The organism is Mesorhizobium sp. P171375 (assembly GCF_057786075.1).
On the sequence record NZ_JBYNWF010000001.1, the window covers coordinates 2540920 to 2567766 of the forward strand.

23 protein-coding genes and 4 pseudogenes are annotated in these 26847 nt (G+C 59.7%); 15 read left to right on the forward strand and 12 right to left on the reverse strand.

Annotated elements, in window-relative coordinates:
* Positions 1–322 precede the first annotated feature (322 nt).
* Positions 323–637, forward strand: a pseudogene (locus ACYHH6_RS12045) (transposase domain-containing protein); the annotation flags it as partial.
* Positions 638–926: 289 nt separating this feature from the next.
* Here ACYHH6_RS12045 and ACYHH6_RS12050 read toward each other — a convergent pair.
* Positions 927–1115: a class I SAM-dependent methyltransferase gene (locus ACYHH6_RS12050; protein ID WP_352592032.1), complete on the reverse strand. Its 189-nt coding sequence runs from the start codon at positions 1113–1115 to the stop codon at positions 927–929.
* 23 nt (positions 1116–1138) lie between these two features.
* Positions 1139–1285 carry a hypothetical protein gene (locus ACYHH6_RS12055; RefSeq protein WP_352592035.1) on the reverse strand — a complete coding sequence of 49 codons (147 nt, stop codon included), beginning with the start codon at positions 1283–1285 and terminating at the stop codon, positions 1139–1141.
* A gap of 227 nt (positions 1286–1512) precedes the next feature.
* Between ACYHH6_RS12055 and ACYHH6_RS12060 the strand changes: the two genes are divergently transcribed.
* The gene (locus tag ACYHH6_RS12060) at positions 1513–2124 is read left to right on the forward strand and encodes a hypothetical protein (RefSeq protein ID WP_352592038.1); all 612 of its coding nucleotides are present in this window, start codon (positions 1513–1515) and stop codon (positions 2122–2124) included.
* A gap of 936 nt (positions 2125–3060) precedes the next feature.
* Here ACYHH6_RS12060 and ACYHH6_RS12065 read toward each other — a convergent pair.
* The 6 genes from ACYHH6_RS12065 to ACYHH6_RS12090 all read right to left on the reverse strand — a co-directional run bounded on the left by ACYHH6_RS12065 (position 3061) and on the right by ACYHH6_RS12090 (position 9865).
* Entirely contained in the window at positions 3061–4692 is a 1632-nt protein-coding gene (locus ACYHH6_RS12065) for an ABC transporter ATP-binding protein (RefSeq protein WP_352592041.1), read from the reverse strand.
* Positions 4682–5566 carry an ABC transporter permease gene (locus ACYHH6_RS12070; RefSeq protein WP_352592045.1) on the reverse strand — a complete coding sequence of 295 codons (885 nt, stop codon included), beginning with the start codon at positions 5564–5566 and terminating at the stop codon, positions 4682–4684. Before ACYHH6_RS12070 ends, ACYHH6_RS12065 begins: the two co-directional genes overlap by 11 nt.
* Positions 5563–6609: an ABC transporter permease gene (locus ACYHH6_RS12075; protein WP_352592048.1), complete on the reverse strand. Its 1047-nt coding sequence runs from the start codon at positions 6607–6609 to the stop codon at positions 5563–5565. Before ACYHH6_RS12075 ends, ACYHH6_RS12070 begins: the two co-directional genes overlap by 4 nt.
* An 88-nt stretch (positions 6610–6697) precedes the next feature.
* Positions 6698–8305 (reverse strand): ABC transporter substrate-binding protein, encoded by a 1608-nt coding sequence (locus ACYHH6_RS12080; protein ID WP_352592051.1) that lies wholly within the window; start codon positions 8303–8305, stop codon positions 6698–6700.
* Between the two features lie 112 nt (positions 8306–8417).
* A complete protein-coding gene (locus ACYHH6_RS12085) occupies positions 8418–8771 on the reverse strand; it encodes a Rieske (2Fe-2S) protein (RefSeq protein ID WP_352592054.1) in 354 nt (117 codons plus the stop codon).
* A gap of 11 nt (positions 8772–8782) precedes the next feature.
* Positions 8783–9865 (reverse strand): amidohydrolase family protein, encoded by a 1083-nt coding sequence (locus tag ACYHH6_RS12090; RefSeq protein WP_352592057.1) that lies wholly within the window; start codon positions 9863–9865, stop codon positions 8783–8785.
* 131 nt (positions 9866–9996) lie between these two features.
* Here ACYHH6_RS12090 and ACYHH6_RS12095 point away from each other — a divergent pair, with 131 nt between their 5' ends.
* The 9 genes and pseudogenes from ACYHH6_RS12095 to ACYHH6_RS12135 all read left to right on the forward strand — a co-directional run bounded on the left by ACYHH6_RS12095 (position 9997) and on the right by ACYHH6_RS12135 (position 19030).
* Positions 9997–10854 (forward strand): LysR family transcriptional regulator, encoded by an 858-nt coding sequence (locus ACYHH6_RS12095; RefSeq protein ID WP_352592060.1) that lies wholly within the window; start codon positions 9997–9999, stop codon positions 10852–10854.
* Between the two features lie 90 nt (positions 10855–10944).
* Positions 10945–12021, forward strand: a complete 1077-nt coding sequence (locus ACYHH6_RS12100) for an FAD-binding oxidoreductase (protein ID WP_352592062.1) — start codon at positions 10945–10947, stop codon at positions 12019–12021.
* Between the two features lie 1100 nt (positions 12022–13121).
* Positions 13122–13595, forward strand: a complete 474-nt coding sequence (locus ACYHH6_RS12105; RefSeq protein WP_352592065.1) for an ATP-dependent DNA ligase — start codon at positions 13122–13124, stop codon at positions 13593–13595.
* Positions 13592–14023 (forward strand): hypothetical protein, encoded by a 432-nt coding sequence (locus ACYHH6_RS12110; RefSeq protein ID WP_352592068.1) that lies wholly within the window; start codon positions 13592–13594, stop codon positions 14021–14023. Before ACYHH6_RS12105 ends, ACYHH6_RS12110 begins: the two co-directional genes overlap by 4 nt.
* Before the next feature lie 433 nt (positions 14024–14456).
* Positions 14457–14702 (forward strand): annotated as a pseudogene (locus ACYHH6_RS12115) (IS5/IS1182 family transposase); the annotation flags it as partial.
* Positions 14703–14770: 68 nt separating this feature from the next.
* Positions 14771–15667 carry a DUF72 domain-containing protein gene (locus ACYHH6_RS12120; RefSeq protein WP_352592071.1) on the forward strand — a complete coding sequence of 299 codons (897 nt, stop codon included), beginning with the start codon at positions 14771–14773 and terminating at the stop codon, positions 15665–15667.
* Positions 15668–16698: 1031 nt separating this feature from the next.
* Entirely contained in the window at positions 16699–17607 is a 909-nt protein-coding gene (locus ACYHH6_RS12125; RefSeq protein WP_352593666.1) for a tyrosine-type recombinase/integrase, read from the forward strand.
* 2 nt (positions 17608–17609) lie between these two features.
* On the forward strand, positions 17610–18803 hold the full coding sequence (locus tag ACYHH6_RS12130) for an IS91 family transposase (protein WP_352593664.1): 1194 nt from the start codon (positions 17610–17612) through the stop codon (positions 18801–18803).
* Positions 18800–19030 carry a hypothetical protein gene (locus ACYHH6_RS12135; RefSeq protein WP_352593662.1) on the forward strand — a complete coding sequence of 77 codons (231 nt, stop codon included), beginning with the start codon at positions 18800–18802 and terminating at the stop codon, positions 19028–19030. Before ACYHH6_RS12130 ends, ACYHH6_RS12135 begins: the two co-directional genes overlap by 4 nt.
* A gap of 469 nt (positions 19031–19499) precedes the next feature.
* Here the strand turns inward: ACYHH6_RS12135 and ACYHH6_RS12140 are convergent, their stop codons facing one another.
* Both ACYHH6_RS12140 and ACYHH6_RS12145 read right to left on the reverse strand, forming a co-directional pair.
* Positions 19500–19745: a hypothetical protein gene (locus ACYHH6_RS12140; protein ID WP_352593515.1), complete on the reverse strand. Its 246-nt coding sequence runs from the start codon at positions 19743–19745 to the stop codon at positions 19500–19502.
* Positions 19746–19779: 34 nt separating this feature from the next.
* Entirely contained in the window at positions 19780–20529 is a 750-nt protein-coding gene (locus tag ACYHH6_RS12145; protein WP_352593512.1) for a Crp/Fnr family transcriptional regulator, read from the reverse strand.
* Positions 20530–20876: 347 nt separating this feature from the next.
* Between ACYHH6_RS12145 and ACYHH6_RS12150 the strand changes: the two genes are divergently transcribed.
* A complete protein-coding gene (locus ACYHH6_RS12150) occupies positions 20877–21704 on the forward strand; it encodes an FAD-dependent oxidoreductase (RefSeq protein ID WP_352593509.1) in 828 nt (275 codons plus the stop codon).
* 297 nt (positions 21705–22001) lie between these two features.
* On the opposite strand, the pseudogene chrA reads toward ACYHH6_RS12150, so the two are convergent.
* Positions 22002–23125 (reverse strand): annotated as a pseudogene (chrA, locus tag ACYHH6_RS12155) (chromate efflux transporter).
* A 64-nt stretch (positions 23126–23189) separates the two neighbouring features.
* Between chrA and ACYHH6_RS12160 the strand changes: the two are divergent.
* Entirely contained in the window at positions 23190–23567 is a 378-nt protein-coding gene (locus ACYHH6_RS12160) for a VOC family protein (RefSeq protein ID WP_352593506.1), read from the forward strand.
* Positions 23568–23678: 111 nt separating this feature from the next.
* Complete coding sequence (locus ACYHH6_RS12165; RefSeq protein WP_352593504.1) at positions 23679–23888, forward strand: hypothetical protein; 210 nt, start codon at positions 23679–23681, stop codon at positions 23886–23888.
* A gap of 308 nt (positions 23889–24196) precedes the next feature.
* Here ACYHH6_RS12165 and ACYHH6_RS12170 read toward each other — a convergent pair.
* Positions 24197–24458, reverse strand: a pseudogene (locus tag ACYHH6_RS12170) (tyrosine-type recombinase/integrase); the annotation flags it as partial.
* A 283-nt stretch (positions 24459–24741) separates the two neighbouring features.
* On the opposite strand from ACYHH6_RS12170, the gene ACYHH6_RS12175 reads away from it, so the two are divergent.
* On the forward strand, positions 24742–26622 hold the full coding sequence (locus ACYHH6_RS12175) for an adenylate/guanylate cyclase domain-containing protein (RefSeq protein ID WP_352593521.1): 1881 nt from the start codon (positions 24742–24744) through the stop codon (positions 26620–26622).
* Positions 26623–26847 lie beyond the last annotated feature (225 nt).

Consider the following 26847-nt stretch of genomic DNA (forward strand, 5'->3'; position numbering starts at 1 on the left):
ACCACAACCACAACGGTGCCGACGACAGATAGCAACAACACGGATTCGACCACAACGAAGTCGACCAACTCCAACTCAGCAAAGGACTGTGCGCCGGGCCAGCAGAGTGGCAGTGCGAAGCAGGCGGCTCCTGGCCAGCAGGATACCAGCGCCAAGTCCGCAGCCCCAGGGCAGATGAAAACCACGACCGAAGGCTGTTAGCTTGCAGGGCGACGTCGCTTTCTACATCAGCCTTCGAGGGAAACCCCGCTGGCTCCGGCCGGCGGGGTTTTCATTTCTGGCGCGGAAATTCGATGACCTTCGACGCCAAGCCCTCCGGCTCAAGCGGCTTAGGAGCCGGCCGATCCTGGCCGAGCTCGAGCCGTGCCTGCGCGAGAAGCTCGGCCTGATCAGCCAGAAGACCAAGCTCGCCGAGGCGATCCGCTATTCGCTGTCGCGCTGGGAGGGCTCGCCCGGTTCCTCAACGACGGACGCATCGCTGGATCGAGACTTGCAAGCTGAACAACGTCGAGCCGCTCGGTTACCTGACCGATTGCTCGCGAGGATCGTCAACGGCCACCCGAACAGCCAAATTGATGAACTCCTGCCTTGGACCTACATCCGCACCCCCAAGCTGAGGACCCACATTTCGCGATAGCAGAAGTCGGGGTCGGAAATCAGGCGCTTCGGTTCTTCTCCGACAGCGTGCCATTGCCGAAGATCGGCTTCTGGCAGGTCGCGCGTTCGGGCCAGGCCGGATAAGAATGCGAGGTTGTTGCCGATGTATTCGCGCTCCACAGACCGCAATGGTTGGCGACGTTCGGCGAGCGTTGTGATGGCGGAAACGTTCTCAAGGCCCGCCGCGCGAAACTAGGCTGACAAGCGAGTTCCCCTCATGGCGCCGGAGATCTGTGTATCATCGGATAGCGCATCGAGTAGGCGCCACATCAGTTTGGGGGCTTGGGGCTGATACTGCCAACCGAGATATCGACCTCCTTCACGACAACAAGCCCGCCGGGTCTTAGGACGCGGCGGAACTCCTCGATTGCCCGGGTGAGTTGTTCGTCACTCAGATACTGGGTGGAGTTCGCGCTCCAGACCGCATCGAACGTGCCGGTCTCAGGCAGCGAAGTCATGTCGCCGGTTCTGGTGCTATCGGTCAGGCAAACGGTTGGGTTGCAATCATGCTTTCGATTGCTTCGACATTTTCCTCCGCCAGATCCAGAGCCTCGATATGTCCGTCGGCACCCAGCAGATCGGCCATCAAAGGCAGGAAGACACCATTCCCAGCACCCGCGTCCAGCACTGACCGCAGCAGGAAGGCCTTCGCTTAAGCGCCGATCTCCGGCGGTATTTCCACTTATCGACAACGTCCAGATTTCCGCCCCGGGCTCTTTTGCAACCAAAACATCACAGACACGTTGTGTTTAGATCCGCAATCAGGAGGAGGATGCCGTGAACGGAATAATCTATCTTGTTGGCCTCGTCGTGATCGTTTTGTTCATTCTGTCATTTTTTGGACTTCGGTAAGATATGGCCAAAATATCCCCAACCGAGAGCGCTGCAGAGACCCCAAAAGTGGCTACATCGTCCTACCTAGAGTGGGGAGGCATATTTGGCGGAGGTGTGATCGCTTGCGCGATTTCGGTGGTTCTTTTGCAATTCGGGTCGAGCGCTGGTTTGGCGCTGGGTTCTCCAAATCTTCCCAATGGTGGCGCCTCCTGGAATGTACTGGTGGCCGGGCTGTGGGTAGTTATCGTTGCTGTGGCAAGTTCCGCAGCCGGCGGTTATGTAGCTGGACGCATGCGCACGCGCTGGGAAGACAGCAACCAAAGTGAAAGCGAGTTCCGCGATGGGATACACGGCATTGCAGTCTGGGCCCTTGCGACACTTGGAGCAGCGTTTTTCTTGGCAATGGTTGGCGAGCACGGCGCCGCCGCCGTGCTCAATGGCCCCGACGCGCAACTCGACGAAAGCACGGTGCGCCTTTCAGCCCACATAACTGCCATCTTTAGCTTCGCGACTGCTGCAGGCTCCGCGCTTGGCGCTGCGGCAGCGTGGTTTGCAGCGATTGCCGGGGGTGAACACCGCGATGAAGGCATCGCTTTTCACCACGTCGTACCGGTTTTCTTGCGCAAGCGTTAGTGCACAACAATGCACTCGCCTGGCCGGCAAAGCCAACCAGCTAATTCCACGATCCATTGAGATGCGGTTGGACAGTGTGGAGCGGCTTGGACGCTACCGAGCGCATACTTAGGTCTGTAGCGTCGACAGCGCGCATTTCGGCGACTACAGCGTCGACAGCGCGGATTTCGGCGTTCGCCGGAAGCGGCGCGCCACCAGCCGAGCCGCAATGGGCGGAGAGAAGAGAGATAACAAGCCGCGCCGGGAATATTAGTCTTCCTTCAAATCCTTGGCCTCGTCTTTGAGCTTGGTCCAGTCGGCACCATGCTTGCGCAACAAATCGCGCGCCTGTTTCGGCGAGACGTCGGCAATTTCCGTTAGGCTCCACCTCCAGTTCTTGCCCCTTCACCACACGGCTCGCTTTCTCTTTCTTTTCTTTGGTAGCCATCTCTTGTGTCCTTCTCTTGCATCATCGGATGAACGAGGACTGAGAGGTGTGGTTCCGGGCTCGCAACTGTCGTTCGCCGGCTTAAAGCCAGCCGCAGTGGTTGGACAGGTGGTTGTTATGACAGTCTTATGACGCACCATGCGTGGGGGCCCTTCGATTCGTCAAGCGACGCTGCGCCGAGGGTATAATCATGCAGGAAACGGAACTGAAGCTCGAGCTTTCGCGGTCGGGTGCGGGAACGCTCCTGAAGAAAAATCCGTTTGGATCCTCGCCTACCATTCTTCAGCAGAAATCCTCTATTTCGATACTCCGGGATGGGATCTGTCCAAGCGCGGCCTGTTGCTTCGCATTCGGCTGCCGCCCATGCCGGAGCTGTTCCATAGCTATGGAACGCCGCTGCCGGTCCAGATTGGTGTGCCCTCGCAAGACGCCTTTCCCTTCAAGCAGTGGTCGCGTGTTTTCGCCCGGCATGACGAGCGGCGTCCGCTCAGGCCCTTGCAACCTCCCTATCAGATTTTTCGACTGGCCAGCAGCCTTGTGAGCCAGTCCGGATCCATTTCCGGTACGGACGACAAGAGTCGCTCGGTGTAAGCGGCATGCGGCGGCGTAAAAATTTCGCTCTTCAAACCCTGCTCAACGACTTTCCCCTGGTGCATGACGACAATTTCGTCGGCTATCGCCCGTACGGTGGCAATGTCGTGAGTGATGAAGATGTAGCTCATACCAAGGTCACGCTGCAGACGAATGAGGAGCTTGAGGATTTCCTCTTGCACAATCTGGTCGAGCGCGGACGTGATCTCGTCACAGATGATAAGCTCCGGATCGGCAGCCAACGCCCGGGCAATGCAGACGCGCTGTTTTTGGCCACCCGATAGCTCGCCAGGCAGACGTTCCAGAAAATCTTCGCCCATCTCGACCATGTGCATAAGTTCGCCGATCCGGCGATCCTTCTGCGCGCCCTTGAGGCCGAGGTAGAATTCGAGCGGCCGGGCTATGACTTCTTCGACCGTCTGACGCGGATTCAGGGCATTGTCGGGCATTTGATAAATCATCTGTATGCGGCGCAGGATTTCCTTCGGCCGCGTCTTCAGGCTCGTGGAAAGGGCGTGGCCGGCAAAAGAAATCGACCCGGAAATTGGCGGCAGGAGTCCGGTGACAACTCGAGCGAGCGTCGATTTCCCCGAACCGGATTCGCCGACCACAGCCACTGTTCTTCCGCGCGGAACCTTGATGGAGACGTCCTGGAGCACCTTAACCCTTCCGGCATAAGCCGCGGTGACGTGGTCGATCGTCAGCAGATACTCGTCGGCCCGAACTTCGGGCTTGGCGAGCTTGCGCACGGCCCAGAGCGTTTTTGTATATTCCTGACTGGGCGAAGCCAGCATCAGGCGTGTGTCAGCCTCTTCCACAGTAAGTCCGTGGCGCAGAACCATGATGCGATCCGCCATTTGCGCCACCACCGCCAGGTCATGCGTCACGTAGATTGCGGCCGTGTTGAATTCCTGCACGATGTTACGAATGGAGGCGAGGACTTCGACCTGCGTCGTCACATCAAGCGCGGTCGTTGGCTCGTCGAAGACTATGAGATCCGGATGACAAGCCATAGCCATTGCGGTCATTGCCCGTTGCAACTGCCCGCCGGAGACCTGATGAGGATAGCGAAAACCTATGGTCTCCGGATCTGGGAGCTGAAGACGTCGGTAAAGATCGACCGCACTCCGGTTTGCCTTCTCCCGCGTGGCAATCCCGTGCGACACTACAGTTTCGACCGTCTGGTCAAGGAGCCGGTGGGCCGGATTGAAAGAGGCGGCCGCGCTTTGGGCGACATAGGCAATGCGGGACCCCCTGAGGCGACGGCGCCGTTTTTCACTGACTGCCAGAAGATCAATCCCGTCGAACAGGACCGAGCCTTTTGTGATCCGGCAGCCCGGCTTGGCATAACCCATTGCGGCAAGGCCAATGGTGGACTTGCCGGCGCCTGACTCGCCGATTAGGCCAAGTACCTCTCCCCGCTTTAGCGTCAGATCGATCCCGCGGACAATCGGATGCCAGCGGTCGTCCGAGAACCCCTCCACATGCAGATTGCGGATTTGAAGCAGATTCTTGCCTTTTTCGCGTGAGCCCGGACCGCTACTTTTCATCCCGCAACCCGCTTGTTGCGTGCAGGAACCAGTCCACGACGAAATTTACGGAGACCGTGAGAAGGGCGATCGCGCCGGCCGGAAGCAGCGGCGTGACATCGCCGTAAGTGATCAGGGTTGCGTTCTCGCGCACCATCGACCCCCAATCGGCCGTCGGCGGCTGAATACCGACACCGAGAAACGACAACGCCGCGATCGTCAGGAATACAAAGCAAAATCGCAACCCGAACTCGGCGACCAGTGGCGGCATCACGTTGGGCAGGATTTCCTTGGCGATGATCCACCTTGCGCCTTCGCCACGCAATCGCGCCACCTCGACATATTCCATCACGGCCACGTTAAGCCCGACGGCGCGAGAAAGCCGAAAGACACGGGTCGAATCAAGAAGCGCAATGATGACAATAAGGCTGGTGATCGACGAGCCGAAGATCGACAGCAGCACCAGAGCGAAGATCAGACTTGGGATCGACATCAACACGTCCACCGCACGCGACAAGATCTGGTCGAGCCACCCCCTGTACAATGCGGCGAGAAGACCGAGCGAGACGCCTACCGCGAAGGACAGCAACGTAGTCGTGATCGCGATAGCGATGGTGTTGCGCGCACCGTAGATCAAGCGGGTGAGCATGTCGCGGCCGAGCTGATCGGTTCCCAATTTGAACTCCTGGGTCCACGGCGCGAAGGCTTCGCTGAAGACTTGCGTCTCGCCATATGGGGCAATCCAGTGCGCGAAGACCGCAACAAAGACGTAGCCGAGGATGACGACGATGCCGAACCATGCACTGAACGGTGCTTTCTTCAGCGCTTTTTTCGCCCGGGAGGCACGTGAGCGTCTCTGCCTCCGAACCGTCGCCGTAGGTTCGAAGCTGGTCATCGTGGGTGCAAGAGCCTGGGATTGGTGGCGATGGAAATAATATCGGCCAGTAGATTGAGAAGGATGTAGGTCGCGGCGAAAATCAAGGCGCAGGCCTGGACGACCGGAACATCCCTGGATTTCACCGCATCAACCATCAGCTGACCGATGCCGGGATAGACGAACACGACCTCGACCACGACCACTCCGACGATGAGATACGCCAAATTGAACGCCACCACAGTCACGATGGGAGCCCAGGCATTGGGCAGGGCATGCCTCAGCACGATCACCAACGAGGACATTCCCTTGAGGCGCGCCATATCGATGTAGGGGCTGGCCAGCATGTTGATGATGGCCGCTCGGGTCATGCGCATCATATGGGCCACGATCACGAGTGTCAGGGTGATTGCCGGCAGCGCCACTTTCCAGACATGCTCCCCAAATGGCGTCTGGTCGTTCACATTCGACAATGTCGGAAATTTGGGAACTGCGTTGAGCGCCCAGCTCAGTGAGACAGCGACCCAATGCGGGAGCGATTGAGCGAAATCGGATCCGATGAACGTGTCGCGCGAGATGACCAGGTAGGCGAGCATATAGGCGACGAAAAACTCCGGGAACGAAATGGTTGTCAGCGTCACGGCATTCACCAGCCGGTCGAACCAGCCGTTACGGTACAGCGCGGCGAGAATGCCGAGCCCGAGCGCCAGCGGAACCGCTATCAGCGCGGTCACCGCTGCAAGAAACATCGTATTGTAGAGGCGCGGCGCGATGATCTCGGCCACGGAACGCCGATATCCGGTGCGGCTCGCGAACGAAGAGCCGAAGTCGCCGTGAAGCATTTGCGCGACCCAGACGAAATAACGCTCGACAGGCGGACGATCGATGCCGATTTCCCGCTGAAAGGCGGCGACCGTTTCGGGCGTCGCCGACTGCCCGAGCGTGGCCTTGGCGAAGTCGCCCGGAAGCATCGCGATCGCAGAAAAGATGATGATGGACACGATGAACAAAGTGACCAGGCCGAGGCCAAGGCGCTGCAGAACCGTTCTTGCGACGGGGTTCATGTGAGTGGCGTTTCCCTTTGGGCGGCAGCCCTGTACTCGGAGCAAGCCGACCGGAGCCTCACAACCATCGCGGCTCCGGCCCGCCATTTCATGCCGTGGCGATCCACCAGCGTTCGGCCATTTTCAGTCCATCGTTCTCCCAATTGGGCGCCACTTCGCCATGTGCGAGCTTTTTGGATTGGGCGCTGACGAAATTGTTGAAGACCAGCACGATGCTGCCGCCATCGTCGTGAGTTAGTTGCTGCATCTCGGCGTACATCGCCGCTCGCTTGGCCTCGTCCGTCTCGGCCCGCGCCTTAACAAGCAATTGGTTGAAATGGGGATTTTTCCAGAACGACTCATTCCAGCTGGAGTCGGCGGCGAAGGCTTGCGTGAACATCCAGTCGGCGGTGGCCCGACCGCTCCAATAGGAAGCGCACCAGGGTTTCTTGAGCCAGACATTGTCCCAATAAGCGTCCTCGGCCTCTCGCACGACATTGACGTCGATGCCGCACTGGGCTGCCGTCTCGCGAATAAGCGAAGCCGCATCCACCGCGCCTGCAAAAGCGGCATCGGCCACCGAGAGATCCACCTTCAGGTTCTCCATTCCGGCCTTTTTCAGATAGTGCTTGGCTTTTTCAGGATCAAAACTGTGTTGCGGCTGCGGATTCGTAGCGAATTTGATCGCTGGCGCGATCGGGTTGTCGTTGGCTACAGTGGCGTGGCCGAGAAAGATCTTGTCGACAATCTCCTGACGGTTGATCGCCCATTTCAAAGCCATTCGAACGTCTGGATTGTCGAAGGGCGCCACCGTGACATTCATCGGCAAGGTATAATGGCCATAGCCGGTGACCTCGACCATCTCCACCTTGGGATTGCGTTTCAACATGCCGAGGGTCTTGAGGTCGGCGCGGCCGATATAGTCCACCTCCCCTGTCGATAGCGCGGCCATCCGAGCGGCGAGATCGGTGATGGCGATGAACTCTACCTCGTCGAGATAGGGTTTGCCGTTTTTGAAGTAGTTCGGATTGCGCTTGAGTTTTGCCGAAACTCCGGGCTGGAAATTCTCAAGCACGAAAGCACCGGTGCGAACGCCCGACCCCCAATCCGCTTTGCCGTCCTTGGCCGGCATAATGACAAGATGGTAGTCACTCATAATGTAGGGGAAGTCGGCGTTGCCGCTCTTGAGCGTAAAGACAACCGTTTCCGGGCCATCCGCCTTGATGCTTGCGACGGGCTCAAGCAGCGGCTTCGCCGCCGATTTGGTTTCCTCGCCCATATGATAGCGCAGCGAAGTCACGACGTCGTCCGCCGTCACATTCTTGCCGTTGTGGAAAGTTGCGTCCTTGCGAAGCTTGAAGGTCCAGGTTTTGGCCCCATCCGACGATTCAAAGCTCTCAGCCAGGTCCGGTTGGACGTTGCCTTTCGCGTCGACCTCGGTGAGGCTGTTGGACATCGAGCCCGAGAATGCGGTTTGTGTGAACGTATCGGGGTAGCCGGCCGGATCGATCGAATCCGTTGTTGCGCCATGTGCCATGCCGAGCTTGGCGAAGCCGCCCTGCATCGGTTCGGCCCGTGCCGTGCTGGCGAAGAGTCTGTCGGCAGCGGCGACGGTCAGCCCTGCGGCCAGCCCAAGATGAATGAAGTCGCGGCGAGAAACCTTGCCGCGACCAATAAGGCTTCGAGCGATACCAAGCTTGTATTCAGATTCTGACATTTGACTCTCCCATTGCGGATTTTCCGCGTTATTGTTCGTCAATCACCTGTGAAGCAATCTGCTCATTGGTCGCGATCACCGTTTCTTCTAGCGCCTCGAATCAACACCTCAATCAGGCCGTCACATAGATGCTCCCCGCCTCGACGGTGACTGGAAATGTGCGAGCGCGAACCGACGGATCGACCAAGGCCTCACCTGACTTGATGTCGAATTCCCAGCCATGCCAGGCGCATCGAACGATCTCGTTTTCGCGATGATAGATGAATTGCGCCTGTTCAACGGGCGCGGTTGTTCCGCATTGGGGCCCCTCGCAAAGCGGGGCGCCGCGGTGCGGACAGACATTCAACAGCGCGTGGAATGAATCTCCGATGCGGAAAATCCCGACCGAAAGGCTGCGGATCTTGGCGATAAACGGAGACCCTGTTTCGATCTCGTCGACGCGGCAAATATATGTCTTCTCGGGCATCGTATGCTTCCTCAGGCAGCATTCGCGGCCTGCGCGGGGGGGATGCGTTTGTAGACTTCCAACGCATTCAGTCCCATGATCTTGCTCTTCCAGGCAGGAGGGATTTGCAGCGTGTTGGCATCGTCGTAATCCCAGTGCGGATAGTCCGACGCAAACATCAGCGTGTTTTCCCCGTCCATCGCTTCGAGCGTGGACCAGAGATGTTGGATGTTTGCAGGTTGCTCCAGCGGCTGCGTGGAAAAGCGGATATTGCGCCGGCAATATTCAGACGGCAGCATCTTCAGCCATGGTGTCTCCTTGCGCAGCGCTTTGTAGTCGGCGTCCAGGCGCCACAGGACCGACGGGACCCAGGCGACGCCGCACTCGATGATCACGAAGTAGAGGTCCGGCCATTTCTCGAAGACCCCATGGGCGATCATGCTTGCCACGTGCGACATCGCCGACATGTGCAAAATGGCGTGTGTCTCCCAGAAGAATGTCGTCGGGGCAGGCGCAATGGCCGTTGAATTCACGCCGCCATGCCCGCCCAGATGTATGGCGAATGGCAACCCTACTTCCGCGCAGGCTTCGTATATCGGATGGTAGAACGGGTCGCCGTAAGGTTTGACGGATCCCTGGGAAGCAAGAACCTGAACCATACGCGGATGACTGCCAAGGCGGCGTATCTCGGCGGCAGCAAGCTTCGGATCCTGTGGCGCGATAATGATCGAGCCCATGAAACGGTCGTCTTTCGGCAGCCACAGATCGATCTGATAGTCGTTGTAGGCGCTGACCAAGGCGCTGGCATAATAGGGGTTGGCCAAGGTCGATGCCTCGATCGGCTCATCGCCGGTCAGGATCGCAACGTCGACTTTGTACTTGTCGAGGTGCTTCTCTTTCATGATGAGATAGTTGTCGGCTTCCGTTTTCGGACGGACATCCTTGCGCGAGAAGTCCTGCGGATGAAACCAAGGACGATGGCCATGCGGGAAGGCGCCCACGGGACCTGTCTTCTCGCCCTCGACGAACATGTCCTTCCATAGGCCGGAAAGGTAAGGTTCCAATACAGTGGCGCTCGACCAGTAATTATGACAATCGCAGTCGACTATGAACACGTTGCTCAGCTCCCTAGCTTCAGCCTGGTCGACGGTGCCCGGCCGATTTCCATGCAGCTTCCGCCTTGAGTATTATTTGATCAAGCTTATGATCTTGGGCAATATGATCGACTTTTTCGATCGGAAGTTACGTGCAGCTAGATCACATCGAAACCTTTCTCGACATCATCGAGTCGCGAAATTTCAATCGTACCGCCGATCGGCTGGGGTTGACCCAGTCGACGATCAGCACGCGCATCAAGAATCTGGAGAGCGCGATCGGGTCCGAGCTCTTCCAGCGCGGACGCGCCGGGGCAGAGCCGACTGCCGCAGGGCGCCGGTTCGAAGCTTACGCAAGATCTATGCTGTCCACTTGGTCGCAGGCGCGCCACGATGTCCGGGCCTTCAACCGTTTCGAAGGCACTTTGCGCATAGCCGCACAGGTAGGCATGACCCGGTCGGTCCTGCCTGGATGGGTCGAGACACTATGCCAGGCCCTTCCAAAATCCTCGATCCATGTGGAGTCTGACTATTCGAACCAGATGGTCAGCGACCTCAGCATGGGAAACCTCGACATCGCCGTGCTTTATGCTCCTCGCTACCTACCCGAGGTCGCCTACGAGCACCTGATGGTCGAGGAATATGTAATGGTTTCGACTGCGGCCAGAACACTGTCGGACGTCGATCCCGACACCTACATCCGCCCAGGCTACACCGTCGTGCTGGAGAAAACGCACGCAGAGCTGCTGGCCCAATTGGCGATTTGCCGACTTTCGACCGGATCGGAAGCTCTGGCGGAGATCATGCTGCGGCGAACGGGCGGCACTTGCTACATGCGTAGCGATGATGCGCGCAGGTTCACCGCTGAGCTTCCATCGTTCCTGGTCGAAGGAGCGCCGACGTTGCACCAGCCAGTCCACACGGCGATACTCGCACGCCGCAAACACGAACCGATCATTCGCAAAGGCATCCGTGCTCTCCATCTCGCCGTTATGTCGCTGGAGGTTTAATCGATATTCCCGATCATAATGCTGGAATAATACTGCTGTTCAGCGGGGTAAGAACTGGCATGTTCGCTCTACCTAATGCCGAGCCGAACAATGAATGCACACGCTTCCATCCAAGCCTCCGATGCCGTGCCAACCATGCGTCAGCGGCAATGGGCACAAAAGACGCGAGATATTGTGCTCTGCCGTCGTGTTATCGACGAGACGCACGATGTGAAAACGTTTGTTCTCACGTCTGCCGCTGGTCGGATGTTCTGCTTCAGCGCAGGTCAGTATGTTCTCGTGCACCTAAGGGTCAACGGTGCCGCAATGACGCGCGCCTACTCGGTATCGTCACCGCCGACGCGGCCGCTTGATCTTCAGATCACCGTGAAACGAACGCCGGGCGGGCTCGCTTCCAACTGGCTCCATGACCATTTGACGTCAGGCAGCGAGATCGAGATCGAAGGGCCGCTCGGCTCGTTCAATCTGGATGAATTGCCGTCGGAGAAACCTGTTTTCCTTTCGGGCGGCAGCGGCGTGACTCCGACCATGTCCATGCTGCGTGCACTTACCGACCGCGCAGACGACAGGGAGATCCGCTTCATTCACAGTGCGAAAACGCCAGGCGACATCATCTTCCGATCGGAACTGGACGCACTTGCCGCTCGCTTTCCAAATGTTCAAGTGACTTTGGTTTGCAGTCAGGGAGGTCCCGCTTGGATGGGTTCAACCGGCCGAATTGATGGTCGGATGCTGCTGAGCCTGGTTCCCGATCTCCACAAGCGCACCGTTTTTGCCTGTGGGCCCGAAGGGTACATGAAGACGGCACGCGCCTGCCTTGACGCAATAGGCTTCCCGCCGGCGCAGTATCACGAGGAGAGTTTCGGCGGCAGCAATGGTTCGCGGTCGGAATTGGCATCGGCGATTTCATCTTCGGTCCGCTTTGCCCGCTCGGGCGTGGAGCATCACTGCGCGCCCGGAGAGACCCTGCTGGAAGCGGCACGGAACTGTGGCATCTACATCCCAACGGCCTGCCAGCAGGGCGTTTGCGGAACGTGCCGAATAGCCAAACTATCTGGCGAAGTTGCCATGGACGATCTAGGCGGACTGAATGCTGAAGAGAAATCGGCCGGCTATGTCCTGGCATGTTGCAGCCGCCCGCAGGGAACGGTTTTGCTCGACGCTTAACTCGGCGTCGTAGAGTAGAAGATCTCTGCGGACGCATGGCATCCAGGGTTTAGCTCCAAAATAAGAGGCGGCCCCCATTGGGCGCTGGACAGCAATGCGCCTGATGTCAGCCGCAGACGGCGCCTTTGCCGCTTTTTTGCGCCCCGCCGGGAACATCCCCTCCCTCGGGCTGCTCTGTCACACCCGGCACTTCCTTCATCGGTCCGTGTCGGTGACCAAGATGTCCCTTTCAGTCATCCTGGTCGGCCCGCGCAGGCTTGACCGAAGGCGCGGGCCATCCCATCACGAAGCCGGCTGGCGTCGGTCGGCGGGCTTTTTTGTGCAGACTTGGAACCTGGGCCTATGCTCGAAGTTGGTGGAATGCAGCGGTGGTTGCGGATAATCTTCGCTGTCGACCGGTCCGCAAGACGGTCGGGCCCGCGCTCCCTTTCGATAAAGCAGCGCGGGCCGTTTCGAATTCGGAATTGTGTCAACAGTCCGATGAGCCTGCCGTCAGCCGGAGTGCGTAGCGGTTGCGGATGTGATTGCTGAAATGGCCGCCTTTTGCAAAGGTGGATTTAAACGCCTCAAAGGCCACCGCGATTCTGGTCATGCTCGATCAAACACGCTGCCGCAGCAAAAGTTCCACTCGCTGTCACGCTTGCAGGTCTTTAGTCACGTTGTCCAACATGCCGAGCGCCGGACTCCTCTTAGTCGGCTGCAGTAGGCGCTTATCGATAGCGGCGGCCTTGAACCCCGCGAAACGATGGCCGGGCTGCAGTTTCCACCTTTGGCAGCCGCGAGGCAAGCAAGCGTCCCTGTATGGTGCAGCGCTTTTGTTTGGCCACTGTCCTTGGAGCGCTGTTTCAGCGTTACAGATAGACGAAACCATCATTGATTTCCCGTCCACCAGCTTAATGGAGAGTGGGAAAAAATAGCCCATGCTCGGCCTCCCGATCGTGGAAAACGCCGCAACGAAACAAGGGCATTTTTGGTTGGGTCGCAGAGACAACTTTAAATAAAATCGGAACCATTTTAGCGCATGCTAATTGAACCGCCGGTTGAGTTGTGCGGGGTCGGGTGCTTAAGCGCGCAGGCGGCCGGCGGCTGGCGGGCCGTTAATGCCGACCTTGGTGGAGAAACCTCCAGAGCGCGACGACTGGATTCATGAAGTCAAATTCGACGGATACCGCTCTCAGATAGTCATCGATGATGCCGGCGTGCGCATCCACACAAGGCGCGGACTTGATTGGTCGTCGAAGTACCGTGATCTTGTTAAGGCGGCTCGGGATCTCAGTGTCGAGAGCGCAATCATCGACGGGGAAATTATTGTTCTCAACGAAGCGGCCTGTCCGATTTTGCCGCCTTACGAAAGGCAATTACCACCGGGCAACGTGGCATCAATCCCAGCCGGGCGCTACGGCTCCCCTCAGCAATACGGCGAGGTCATTGCCTTTTTGGCAGGCGAACGTGCCAACTACCATCACTGGCTCCGCGATTATCCGTCGAGAAACCGTTTGCCGGTCTTGTCAGCGCGTCGGGGCGCGATAATTTTTGTTGGGAAGGGACCTTCGATCCAGAGGAGCCGACCATGAAACATCAAACTGTAAACCAACTGCAGAACATCGCAGAAGTGGAACCCCTGTCGACGTACCCGATCATGACCCGGCAACAGCGCATCGAGCGCTGGGCAAAGCTGCTAGCAGAACATCCCGAGCGACGCCTGGGAGCGCTGACCGGCACCGAGCATCTGAAGCGCGAAGCCCGCGACACAGTACGCTGTGAGGGCTCGCCAATCACAGTGGCTTTCGAGGATCCAGTACTGCGTGCGTTGGGCCTGAAGGATGATACCTATGGCGAAGCAAAGCGCTTCTTCGAACTGACTGACTGGCAATTGCACGACGTCGTCTGTAGTTGTCATGTCGGGACTACGATGAGAGGGCAATGGGCTGCTGCCAGGCTCCGCCGGACAACCGGTGGCAACAGGTTTTTCAATTGGCTCAGAGAGAGAATGTGGCACTGAGGCCGCCTAAGATTGCGACAACCATTGCAGTTTGTTTTCGGAGAGCGGCATTTCTTCGGTGTGTCATGGGAACAAACTTTCCTCCGCTTCGATATCTCGTCGCGGCTGGAACCCACCTTAAGCCCGTCGGGCTCTGCATCGGCCCGCTGCTCTCTTCCGAGGCAGCGGGCTTTGGTGTAGGCGCTAGTTCGGCTTGCCGCCCAGTTCGCGGAAACCTGGCCGCAAAAGCAACAGTCCGATCTGCGACCGGCGAATGGGCAGTCAACTGCGAGCGTAGCAGCGGGGAGAGGACCGCGGAATGCAACATCCGGTTGCTGACAACGAAAGGGCGTGGCCCGTGACAGCGCCCTTAATTGGGTTCGACGCTATTCTGTCCTACCACCCAAACTGCCCCGCCGCGTTCGGCGGTGGCGTGGATCCGGCTCGGCCTACTGGTCAGGCGTACGACGGCCAAGTCCCCGACACGCTGCGCGACCACCTCGGCCCGCGTACTATCGTGCTGGCGGACAAGGCCTATGACGCCACCGCATCCGAGTTGATCCACGATCAGGGTGCCACGCCAACATCCCGCCCAAGTGCAACCGGCGCTAGTAGCCCTGTTTCAGTAAGCGGCTCTATCGCGAGCGCAACCTCATCGAGCGGACTTCTCTAACTAAAGCACCTCCATCGCGTCGCCACGATGCGTCAAGGAGCTTCGGTTCGGAGCTATTTGCACTGCTCCCCGTTAAGATGGCGGGAGGGAATGCAGTGGACATCGACGCCCCGAAGACAGGTATGACACTGAAAGAACGCCGTGAGCGGCGCAAGCTTCGACGCGAAAAGCAGAGGGCGGAGAACAAAGCGCGCGCCGAGAAAATGCACCTCGCGCGGCTGACAGCGAACAAACCTCCCGTTCCAGCGAAGAAGTTGGCGAACTTCGCCTATGTCGGCTGCTCCGGATGGTTCTACTGGAAATGGCGGGCAAAGTTCTATCCCGCAGAGATGCCAACTTCCGAATGGTTCAACCACTACGCGAAGCTGTTCGACACCGTGGAGATAAACGCCTCGTTCTATTCGTGGCCGACCATCGAGAATGTGAAGAGCTGGCTCCGTCAGCCCGGCCCGCGCGAGTTCGTTTATACGGTAAAAGTTTGCGAGCTGATCACCCACATCAGGAAGTTCGAGGACACTGGAACCCTTGTCAAAGATTTTGGCACGATCGCAGACATCCTTGGCGATCGTATGGGATGCTTCCTCTTCCAGCTACCACCGAGCTATCGCTACACCGAGGAAAAGCTCAGCGCCATTCTCGGTCAGCTCGACCACAGCCGACGCAATGTTGTGGAGTTTCGGCACGCCAGTTGGTGGAACGAGACGGTTTATGCCGCCTTCCGCGAGACCGGCACGGTATTCTGCTCGTGCAGCGGCCCTCGACTTCCGGACGTGCTGGTTCGCACCGCCGACGAAGTCTACCTGCGGCTGCATGGGCCGCAGCGCTGGTACCGGCATGATTATTCGGAAAACGAACTGGCCGCGTGGGTCGCGAGGATCAAGGATAGCGGCGCGCGAAGCGCATGGGTCTATTTCAACAACGACTACGACGGCTTTGCCCCCGAGAATGCCCTAACCATGCGCCGACTGCTTAGGCAAGCGGGCTTCGATTAGAGGCTACCCAACGCGGATATCCTCTAACGTCACTCCAGTCTCCACGGCGTGAAACCGATCACCTACAACAAAAGCCAACCGGATGATCGCATCCACGCCGAGCCTGCACGTGTCGTTGCGACGACACCTCAAGGGCTCCCGGATTGCGGCCGAGCGTGATGCTACGGTGCGCAAAGCTAAAGGCGTGTGGATCAGGGTTACCGACAAAACGTGCGGCATCGTTCCTGAATACGCCCCCGCCTGTCGAGCCCGCCCAAACTCATGCAATTGATCGACAGCGGCAAAAGATGATCATAGCGCCCGCGACGTCTACGGATTGATCGGGGCCGTCTTTGGCTTGTGCGAAAGATCGCGTTTCAGTTCAGGACCCGATTTGCAGCTCATATTATTCGGCGTCTCCAGGCACGTCGGTTGTGCCGTACAGGCCGTAAGCCAGATGGTGAGCAATAACGCGATAGGTCTCATGAGAGGTGAAAGCTGCTGATAGCCGATTTGTTCCGGGCGGTCTTATCCTGACGTAGGCGGAACAAACCCGGGAAGGCAGTTTGGAGCCGGGGCGCCTGTGTTGGAGAGACGACTCTGGGACCAAGAAACCGCTGATGAGGGATTAGGGCGCACTAGCCTCCTTTGTCAGCCTTGCATCGCTGGCGATTGTCCCAGTCGGAGACAACGCACCGCAACGATAGGAGATCCACCATGGACGACGAACTCGGTCTGAAACTAAAGGAGCTGAGCACCAGCATGCAGGCCAGAGCGGCAGCATTCGCCACGGCGACATCTCAGTACCAATGGCGCGAGGAACAACAGGGGGCACGACTTACAGCGCTGGACGGTCGCCCCTCGTGCTTAGTTCGCCACTTGTGTCGGCCCGTGATTGGCGGAATCGGCCGATTTTGGGCCGAGGAACGAACCCGCTGCGCGGGATGGGCGCGTGGGGTGAGGTAGCGATCACGACCCGGACGTCGCGCTCGCATTGAGGGTGGTTCGGCAGCGGCAGAGCATGGCGGGCTTCTTCAACAAGGAGCCTGACCATGCACCATCCCGTTCTCGATGCACCCGTCAGCCCGCTGCGCCAGCGGCTGATCGACGACATGAACATGCGGCGCTTCTCACGCGAGACGCAGCGCAACTATCTCCGCGACATCGGACGCCTGGCGACATTCCTCGGGCGTTCACCAGACACCGCTACCGCCGACGACCTGCGCCGGTTCCAGATCGAGCAGCAGGAGGACGGCGTTCCCGTGCCAACGATGAACAGCATCGTGTCGGCACTGCGCTTCTTCTTCACCCACACGCTCGACCGCCCGGACCTGGCGCGCAGGCTTGTCCGGCTGGCGCATCCGCGCAACCTGCCCGTGGTGCTCAGCCGCGACGAGGTGGCCCGGCTGCTCAACGCCACCACGTGTCTCAAGCACCAGGCCGCATTGTCAGTCGCCTATGGCGCGGGCCTGCGTGTCGCCGAGGTGTCGATGCTGAAGGTTGCCGACGTCGACAGCGAGCGCATGCTGCTGCGCGTCGAGCGTGGCAAGGGCGGGCGCTATCGCAATGCCATGCTCTCGGAGGACCTGCTCACGCTTCTGCGTGAGTGGTGGAAGGTCGGACGTCAGCAGGGCGTGATGCACCGTGACGGCTGGCTGTTCCCCGGACAGCACGCGATGAAGCCGATCAGCACGCGGCAGCTCTATCGCATCGTCGTCGAGGCGGCCCAGGCCGCCGACATCGCCAAGCGGGTCGGGCCGCACACGCTGCGCCACAGCTTCGCCACCCACCTGCTGGAGGACGGCACCGACATCCGGATCATCCAGGTCCTGCTCGGGCATGCCAAGCTCAACAACACCGCCCTTTACGCGAAGGTGGCGACCCGAACGGTGCGCACGGTCACGAGCCCGCTCGACAAGCTTGGCCTGTTCAAGCCGGAAGAGATCTCATCCGACGGCTGAGCGTGCGCGCCTCGATCGAGGTTGCCGACGTCTTCCGTGCTGCCGGACCCGCTTACCGGGCCGCCCACGCAGGTCATCTGAGCCTGCAGCAGCTCAAGGTCATGTCGGCGATCGAGTATTGCCGCACCGCAGCCCTTGGCGGTCACGTCGAGGCTTGCGAGGACTGCGGCCAATGGCGGATCGCCTACAACTCCTGCCGCAACCGGCACTGCCCGAAGTGCCAGGGCGCGGCGGCGCGGACGTGGCTGGCCGAGCGCGAGGCCGACCTGCTGCCGGTCGGCTACTTCCATGTCGTGTTCACGCTGCCCGCCGAGGTCGCCGACATCGCGTTCCAGAACAAGGCGCTCGTCTACGACCTGCTGTTCAAGGCGGCAGCGGAGGCGATGCTGACGATCGCGGCGGATCCAAAGCATCTCGGCGCGCGCATCGGCATCACCGCCGTCCTTCACACTTGGGGCTCGGCGATGACGCTCCATCCGCATGTCCACATGATCGTGCCGGGCGGCGGCATCGCGCCGGACGGAAGCCGCTGGATATCTTCTCGGCCGGCCTTCCTGCTTCCGGTGCGCGTACTCGGCAAGCTGTTCCGACGGCTCTTCCTCACCCGGCTGGTCGCTCTGCACGACGCAGGACGGCTCGCCTTCTTCGGATTTATGGCGCACCTGTCCGCGCGGCAGGCATTCGTGCGGCACCTGTCGCCGGTCCGCAAGAAGCGCTGGGTGGTGTACGCCAAGGCGCCGTTCGCCGGGCCGGAGGCAGTGCTCGCCTATCTGTCCCGCTATACCCACCGGGTTGCGATCTCGAACCGCCGCCTCATCCGGTTCGATGAAGCAGGGGTCACGTTCCGCTACAAGGACTATCGTCGTGACGGCACCGATCGGCAGCAGGTCATGACACTCGCCACCGACGAGTTCATCCGCCGATTCCTGCTCCACATCCTGCCGCGCGGCTTCCACCGCATCCGTCACTACGGCCTGCTCGCCGGCGGCTCCCGCAAAGGCAGCCTCGCACGCGCCCGCGAACTGCTGAACGTTGCTGCGCCGTCGGAGGACGACAACTCGGTAGAACCGACTGACTTCCGTCCGCCATGCCGATGCTGCGGCGGAAGCATGATCATCATCGAGACGTTCGAACGGTGGCGACAGCCGCGCGGACCGCCGGACACCACCGCGACGAACCGGGAGAACTCTCCATGACCCGGCATGGCATGCTCCAGCGTTCAGCCGCAGGCGCCCAGCCTCCGGCAACGGACCCACGCGTGTCCATGGTGATCATCGACGCCGAACGGGTCGCGTCCGGCCGCGCGCCGAGCCGACAATACCGCGTGGCTGAAAGGCGAAGCGGTCCGTCCACATCAAAACCGACGCTTGCCGGCGGCGGTCGCGCCGTCGCCGACACCAGCCGCAAATCGAAATCCCCATAGCCATCGACTGTGGCCCACGGGTTCCTTCCTCGGGGACTTTCGTACGCCTGCCGGCGCCCGAAACTCTTCACGAGAGCCGCCTGTCTGCTATTGGGACCAATTACCAGCAAGCAGCCGTTCCCTTGACCACCAAAACAAGACGCTTACTGTTCGGGGCCGATCGTCTGCAATTGGCTGTGACGCCTGCGAGTCGGGGCGCGAAATCGCCGAGGAAAACTTTGCCTCGACAGGCGTATTAGGAATCCGTCTCGTCGAGTTCGATCGCAAATCCCGCATCGATCGCGCTTCGGGCAATGAGATCGCCAAGTTCCCAATCCGCGAGTTCGCAAAGGGGAAGCATTCTCCTCACGGTGTGGCTAACCGGATATCGAAATAATCGGGCTGCCGATATTGTCGATCAGGTGACGAACAATCGCTTGGCGAACGTCTGATAAGGTAGGCGTCTGCGCGAGCGCCGGCATCGCCGGCCCTATGAATGGAGCTGCGGTTCTGCGGCCACGGCTGTTTTTACGTCGAACGCGACGGGCACACCGTGAATAAAGGATGCTGCCGCCAGTAACTCTTCCAAGTCGCGGTCGGTAGCTTTGCACGCCGGCATGAGCGTTCGGATGGCACGGATTGCCTGTGCGATGGAGAGGAAGTGGGCCTTGCCTCTAGAGAGCACATAGGCTTCGGCGGCTCTTTCAACAGTGACGGTGTGAAAAGTGTTGGTCATGTGAGCTCCTCCCTGAAACCCAAACCAATACGAATTATGGCACCAATTCGGCAGCCTGTAAGGGTTTGTCCGATACCGAACAGTTAGGCGAGGCTAGACCGAAGTGACTCTGCTCCTCCTCGCCGTAAGCGCCGTGTGTGAGTTTTATCATTCCAGCGCGGTCGACGATGGTGATCTCGCCGCGCTTTGCGAGAACGAGCCCCCGATATTCCAACATTTGGAGGGCGATCGTGACGCCGGGGCGCCGGGCACCAAGCATGGTCGCTAGAAATTCATGTGTCAGGTAGATTTTGTTTCCATCGGCGCGGTCTTGGACCATCAGCAGCCAGCGGGCCAACCGCTCCTCGATTTTCGAATGGCCGTTGACCAATGCCGAGCGGGACGACTGGACAAGGAACGCGTGAGCATAGCGAAGCAGTGACTCACGGAGGGACAAGCTTTTTGCAATCGCAGAGCGAAGATTTCCAACGGGCAGGCTCCAGCCATTGCTGGCGACCTGGATATAGGTTTCATTGGGAGAACTGTCTTGGCCGAGAATGACGGCAACCCCTGTCATGCCATCGTGACCAATGATGCCGACTTCGCTTTGCCGCCCCCCGGTCAAGGTGGCGACCACCGAAGCAATACCCACCTCCGGGAAATACACATGCTCGATGGGCCGATGTGCGACCTCCAGCCGTGTTTTAATCTCCAGTTCGACCTGATGCAGCGATGGCTGCAAAAGGGCAAAGTCCTCAGACGAGAGGGTTTTCAATACATGATTTCGAAGAAGGGACTGTGGCATGGCTCTCTCCCTGACGGGCAAGAGCGCGTCTCCTCTCACTGTCGGCCGCATCCGAAGAATCTGGCGGCCGATAGGACAGCATAGGCTTCAAATGCGGGATTGGCAAAGAGTCCGTCGCTGGCGACAGACTATGGGAGAGTCGGCTACCCTAGGTGATCGGTGCCAATGTCTGGAAGGGGCCGCTAGCTGACGGTTAGCTTCTAGGCTGAAGTCATCAGCCAGCGGACGTTCCAACGTCCCGACTAAAGATCGTCAATCCAAAGCTGGCATTTGCATTCCGCCTCATTTAGTTTCCGGCGACCCCCTTTCCTGGCCCACTGACGCGAACTGGACTGCTGACAAAAATCGTGACGAAAAACGCAGCCCTCCAAGACGTCATCGTAGTAGGAGCTGGAGCCGCGGGACTGGCTGCGGCATACGCTTTGACGAAGGCAGGGCTGGCTGTCCTTCTCCTGGAGAAGGAGCATCATGTCGGGGAGCCTTGGCGGCGGCGGCACAACGATCTGCATCTCAACTCGCATCGCGCGCTTTCGTCGCTTCCAGGCGTGAACTATCCAGAAGGAACGCCAGCCTTTCCGCACAAGTCGGTGGTTGTCGAATACCTCAACCTGTTCGTCAGATACCACGGCTTGGCGATCGAGTACGGCATCGACGTCGGAGAAGTCTCTTTGACGGGCGGTCACTGGGTAATTCAAACCAATGCTGGCCGCAGGATCGCGCGCCACATCGTCATCGCAACGGGGCGCGACCGGGTCCCTTACATTCCACAATGGAAGGGCATGGAGAATTTTCGCGGCGAGATCATCCATTCGGCTGCGTTCGGCGAGGCGAAAACCTATTCTCAACGCAAGGTTCTCGTCGTTGGCGCAGGAAATTCGGGCTTCGATGTCCTCAACCATCTGGCCAAAGTCGACACGGCGCACGTCTGGCTTTCCGCAAGGAGCGGCCCAACCCTGCTTCCCAAGCGGATATTCAAGTTCGCGGTCCATCTGCTGTCGCCGCTGGTCGCCCGGCTGCCGATGAAGGCCGCCGACGCGGTAATGGCTGCCACACAGCGTCTGGCATTCGGCGACCTGACGAAAATCGGGCTGCCCTCTGCGGCCGCCGGAGGAGTAAGCCGGCTGGCCCGGAGCACATCGCGATTGCGACCGACGACGGTGCAGTCGAGGCCATGAAGGCCGGCAAAGTCATCGCTCTTCCTGCGGTGCGGGAATTTACCCAACATGGCGTGATCCTGGCCAATGGCCATCTGATCGGCCCTGATATCGTGATCGCGGCGACGGGCTATCGCACTGGCCTCGAACCGATGGTCGGCAAGCTTGGCGTTCTGGACGGCAAAGGCGTTCCGCTTTTCAACGGCGGCGATCATGATCCGACGCTGCCGGGTCTGTGGTTCGCGGGAATGCGGCCGAATGTTCGCGGCTGTTTCGCCAACGCCAGGATTCAGGCACGCGCCATTGCAAAGGCCATTGTCACATCGCAGCGGCGCGAAGCGCGCCAGCAGCGGCAAGAAACACCACCACAACCCACGACGGCATCCGCCAAACGACCAGAAGCACGAACCCTGTCACAGCCAGAGCAAAATCCCCCGGCGTGACGACGGCGCTCTTCCATACCGGATCGTAGAGAGCCATCCCCAGGATTCCGACCACAGCCGCATTCGCACCGCGCATCGCAGCCTGAGCGCCTGGGCGCGACCGCAGGGCGTCCCAAAACGGCAACATGCCGTAAACGAGCAGCGTGCCGGGCAGGAAGATCGCTACAAGCGCGATCGCCGCACCAGCCAGGCCATTCGGAACGGGGCTTGCCACGCTCCCCAGATAGGCAGCGAAAGTGAAGAGCGGCCCCGGCATCGCCTGCGTCAGTCCATAGCCCTGCAGAAACGCTTCATTCGTCACCCAGCCTGTGTTGACGACCTCCGTTTGCAGCAGCGGCAGTACCACATGGCCTCCGCCGAAGACCAAAGCCCCCGAGCGATAAAAGGCATCGAAGAGTGCTACAGCGTGACTGCCCGTGGCCCGTTCCGTCAGCGACGGAACGACAAGGAGGGCAGCAAGGAGTGCGAGCGAAACAGCGCCGTTGCGGGCCGACACGGGGAAACTCAAATGTCCGGGCACCGAGGTTCCCTCACCACGGCAAAGCCACAGCCCGGCGAGGGTTCCAAGAACGATTGAAGCGATTTTGCCGAACGAACCGCCGACGCCAGCGACAACGGCAATCGCGAGAAGCGCAACGGCGGCGCGTTCCTTGTCCGGCGTCAACGTTCGCGCCATGCCCCAGATTGATTGTGCCACCACGGCGACGGCGACCAGCGTGAGCCCGTAAATACGCCATCTGCGATCGACCCACGAAGCGCTGCCGCACCAAAGGCGAACGCCACAAGTCCCCTTGACGTCGGACCGGGAAGAAACTGGCAAAGGGCGACGAGATCGCCATACGCTTGCTCGTCGAGCCATTTGCGAAGCAACACCAATTCGTTGCGATAGTAACAGAGATGCGCGATAGGCTCGCCAAACAATGTGAGGCCAAGCCTCAGAAATACACGAAAGACTTCGCCTTCGGACCCACGTATCGGCGCGGCTACTTGTTGGTCCATTGCGTTGCCCATACGAAATCGCTTCTAATAAAATTGCCGGGGGTGATTTGAAAGGTGATCCATAATGACGCCAGCCAGTGTCCGGTACATTGTCAATGATGTCGCAATCTCCGTCGCCTTCTACACGCAGCACCTTGGGTTCACCATCGAGCAGGACGCACGGCCAGCGTTTGCGTCGGTGACCCGTGGTCCCTTGCGGCTGCTGTTGAGTGGCGCTGCAAGCTCTGGCGCGCGGCCGATGCCGGACGGTCGCCGTCCGGTGCCCGGCGGATGGAACCGCATCCTGCTGCTTGTCGAAGATCTGAAAGGGGAAGTTGAACGACTGAAAGGCGCCGGGCTGCCATTCCGGAACAAGATCATCAGCGGGGTTGGAGGCTCGCAAATCCTGCTTGAAGACCCGTCCGGGAACGTGATCGAGCTGTTCCAACCCGCCGCTCACTGACAGATTCGCGACCTGACTTCTGGAACGGACCCAGGTTTGATTCGTTGGACCTGCAACTCGCTGGTTCAAAGCAGCGGGTCGTTCCGTAGACAGGTAATCGAGGAGGAAGTCATGGCCAGCGAAGCAGACTGCGATCCGAGGCACCATACCCAGAAAATGCAGGCCCGCCTGCAGGAGACCATGGACCATCTTCGCGACGACATCGGCAAGGTGGACGAACCTCAACTCAAGGCGATGTTCGAAACGGCGGCAGAAGTCCTCGGCGGTTTGAAAAAGGCGTTCAGGGACTACGAACAGAAAAACGAGAGTGCGTGGCGCTGACCGTGCTGGCGGTTCTTGGGTAGATCGGAACGCGAATCTTAAAGCCCCTTACCGGGAAATTGCCTGTGATCCCGCTCGAGAATTGTGTGTACTGGAGCCTGACGCTTGATACGTGAGATGGCCTCAAGCGGAATCATTCGACCGGATCGGACAAACGCCGATAAGAGTCCGGTGTTGGCGCACCCGCAACCTCTAGCGCGATCATCGGGAATGTCCGCTTTAAGGCAGTGGCAAAGCTAACTTTGATGACCGAGATTGGGCGCAAAGCATTCGCGGCTCAAGTCGCGAAGTGGAGCCGCTCTTGGGCCGACCTCCGTCGCCTCGGCAAGTTCAAGGGCATCCTCGACGTCGACCCCGAGATAATGGACCGTGTTCTCGATCTTGGTGTGGCCAAGCAGGATCTGGATAGCTCTAAGATTTCCCGTCGCCTTGTAAATGATCGAGGCCTTGGTTCGAGTGTGTGCCGTATTCTGCACGGCGCAGTCCAATCGCCGATACCCACTCATCAACGAGGCGGGCATACTGCCGCGTGCTCATAGGACCTGAACGATCGATCCTGCTCGGGAAGGCAAGGTAATTCGCGATCGAGGACAAAGCGGATGGCCGAAATCTGATGCGACTTCAGTGCGCGACTTCAGTGCTCGTTTAGCCCGACCTGCGGCCTTCGGGATGATCAGGCCTCTTTGCCGAGCAATCGATTTCGACCCACTCCCCGTAGCCCATTCGCATTCGCCTTGCGGTTTGAATCGAGACCTGCAAAGATCGAAGCGAGCCAGATGCGAGCGCACACCTTTGGCTGTGGGAGCACGCCAGCGTGGTGACCACTCGAGCGGAGCGGCGGCTGGCGGCCATTATGGCCGCCGACATCGTGGGCTACTCGCGGCTCATGGAGACCGACGAGGCGGCGACGCTCGGAGCGATCAAGGCGCTCCGGGTGGAGGTGATCGATCCACTACTCAACGAGCATAAGGGACGCGTCGTCAAGCTCATGGGCGATGGTGCCCTGGTTGAGTTCCACTCCGTCGTCGATGCCGTTGCTTGCGCCGTGGCCATTCAGACCAGGGTCGCCGCGCATCAAAGCGAGGCTTTTGCCGAGCGCCGCATAGTATTTCGTATCGGCATCAACCTCGGCGACGTGGTGGTTGAAGGCGATGATCTCTTCGGTGACGGCGTGAACGTGGCGGCGCGCCTTGAGCAGCTTTGCCCGCCGGGCGGCGTTCTCATCTCGGGCACTGCCTACGATCACATGAAGGGCAAGCTCAGCCTGCCAATCGACTTCGCCGGCGCTCAAAAGGTCAAGAATATCGCCGAGCCGGTTCGCACCTACAGTGTCAGAATGCAAGGGGCAAAGCGTGGGTGGAGCCCGCGCACTCGCCGCATCCGGCGCTTTCTGCCGACGGCGGCTGTATCCCTTGTTTTGCTTGCGCTTGTGGCTGCTGGAGCTTGGTCGTGGCTGAGGCCGGTTGATACTGCCACCGCCAAGCCTTCGATAGCGGTGCTGCCTTTCAGCAACTATGGCGGCGACGAGGCCACCGGGCGCCTTGCCGACGGCATTACCGAAGACATCATCACCGACCTTGCACGTTTCCCCGAATTCGAAGTCGTCGCCCGCAATTCGACTGAAGCCTACAAGGGTAAGCCGGTGGACGTCCGCCAGATCGCCGCAGCGCTACACGTCGGATATGTGCTCGAAGGCTCCATCCAGCGCCAGGGTACCCGTGTGCGGATCAATGCGCAGCTGATCGAGGCGGCGTCCGGCAACCATCTATGGTCGGATCGTTGGGACCGGCCGGATCAAGACGTGTTCGCTGTCCAAACCGAGATCGCCGAGCAGGTCACCAACAGGCTCGGCGGCGGCGCCGGCCTGATCCAGGAGACCGGACGGACGGCGGCGAAACGCAAGCGGCCAGAAAACCTGAACGCGTATGAGTATTATCTACTCGGCACCGAAAAGCTCGAGCAGATGACCGAAGCCGATATCGAGGAGGCCATTCGTTTGCTCACCCGCGCCGTCGAGCTGGACCCCGGCCTCGCCCGCGCCTGGGTCGAGCTTTATCATTCGCACAGTCTCTTAGCGAGCTTCGGCGTCAACCCTGAGAGCGAGCGGAAGGTGGCTGTGGAAGCGGCCGAGCGTGCCGTCAGGCTTGATCCGAGCGACGCCGAGGCGCATGCCGTGCTCGGCATGAGTTTTGGCGAAAGGGGCGACTTGGCGCGCGCCAAGATCGAGTTGGACACCGCCTTGCGCATGGCTCCGGGTTCAGCTGAAATCCTGACCTTCTATGTCGGCTGGGCGTCCACCTTCGGGGAACCCGAACGCGGCGTGGAACTGGTCGATCAGGTGATCCGACTCGATCCGAACTACCCATTGTGGGCCACAGGCGTCTTCTCCTTTGCCTACTTCATGGCCGGCCGCTATGAGGATGCGCTGAAGATGCAGGCGCGCATGACACTGGAAACCTACAACCTTCCCAAGTGGTCGATGCGGTGCGGTTCGTTGGCCGCCCTTGGTCGAACGGAAGACGCGAAAGCCTGTGTCGCAGAGGCGCTCAAACGCTTCCCCGACCTGACCATCGAAGCCATGGCCAACGAGCCGGGCTTCAGCGACGCCGAGCACCTGCGCTTCATCGAGACCATGCGCAAGGCCGGCTTCCCGGCCTGTGCGAGCTCCGAGGCGCTGGCGAAATTCGCCAAGCCTCAGCGATTGCTGGAATGCGAAAAAGGGGTCGCCAACTAGGCTGCATCGCAGGAGTCGACATGCCGCAGCACAAGGTCTGTCACATGGTTGCGGAGGAGCTTCTCGGCCAGGCCAGTGCGCTCGTGAGGCCTCGCTGCATATGGGCTGCCTCCCTCCGCCCAGCAGACTGTCGGCGCGAGCATAGTCGGGATCGAGACGTGTGGCGCGGCGCAACAACGTCTCGGCCGAGACGACGTCTGCTGCGATGTCTTCTGTGGATGGCTT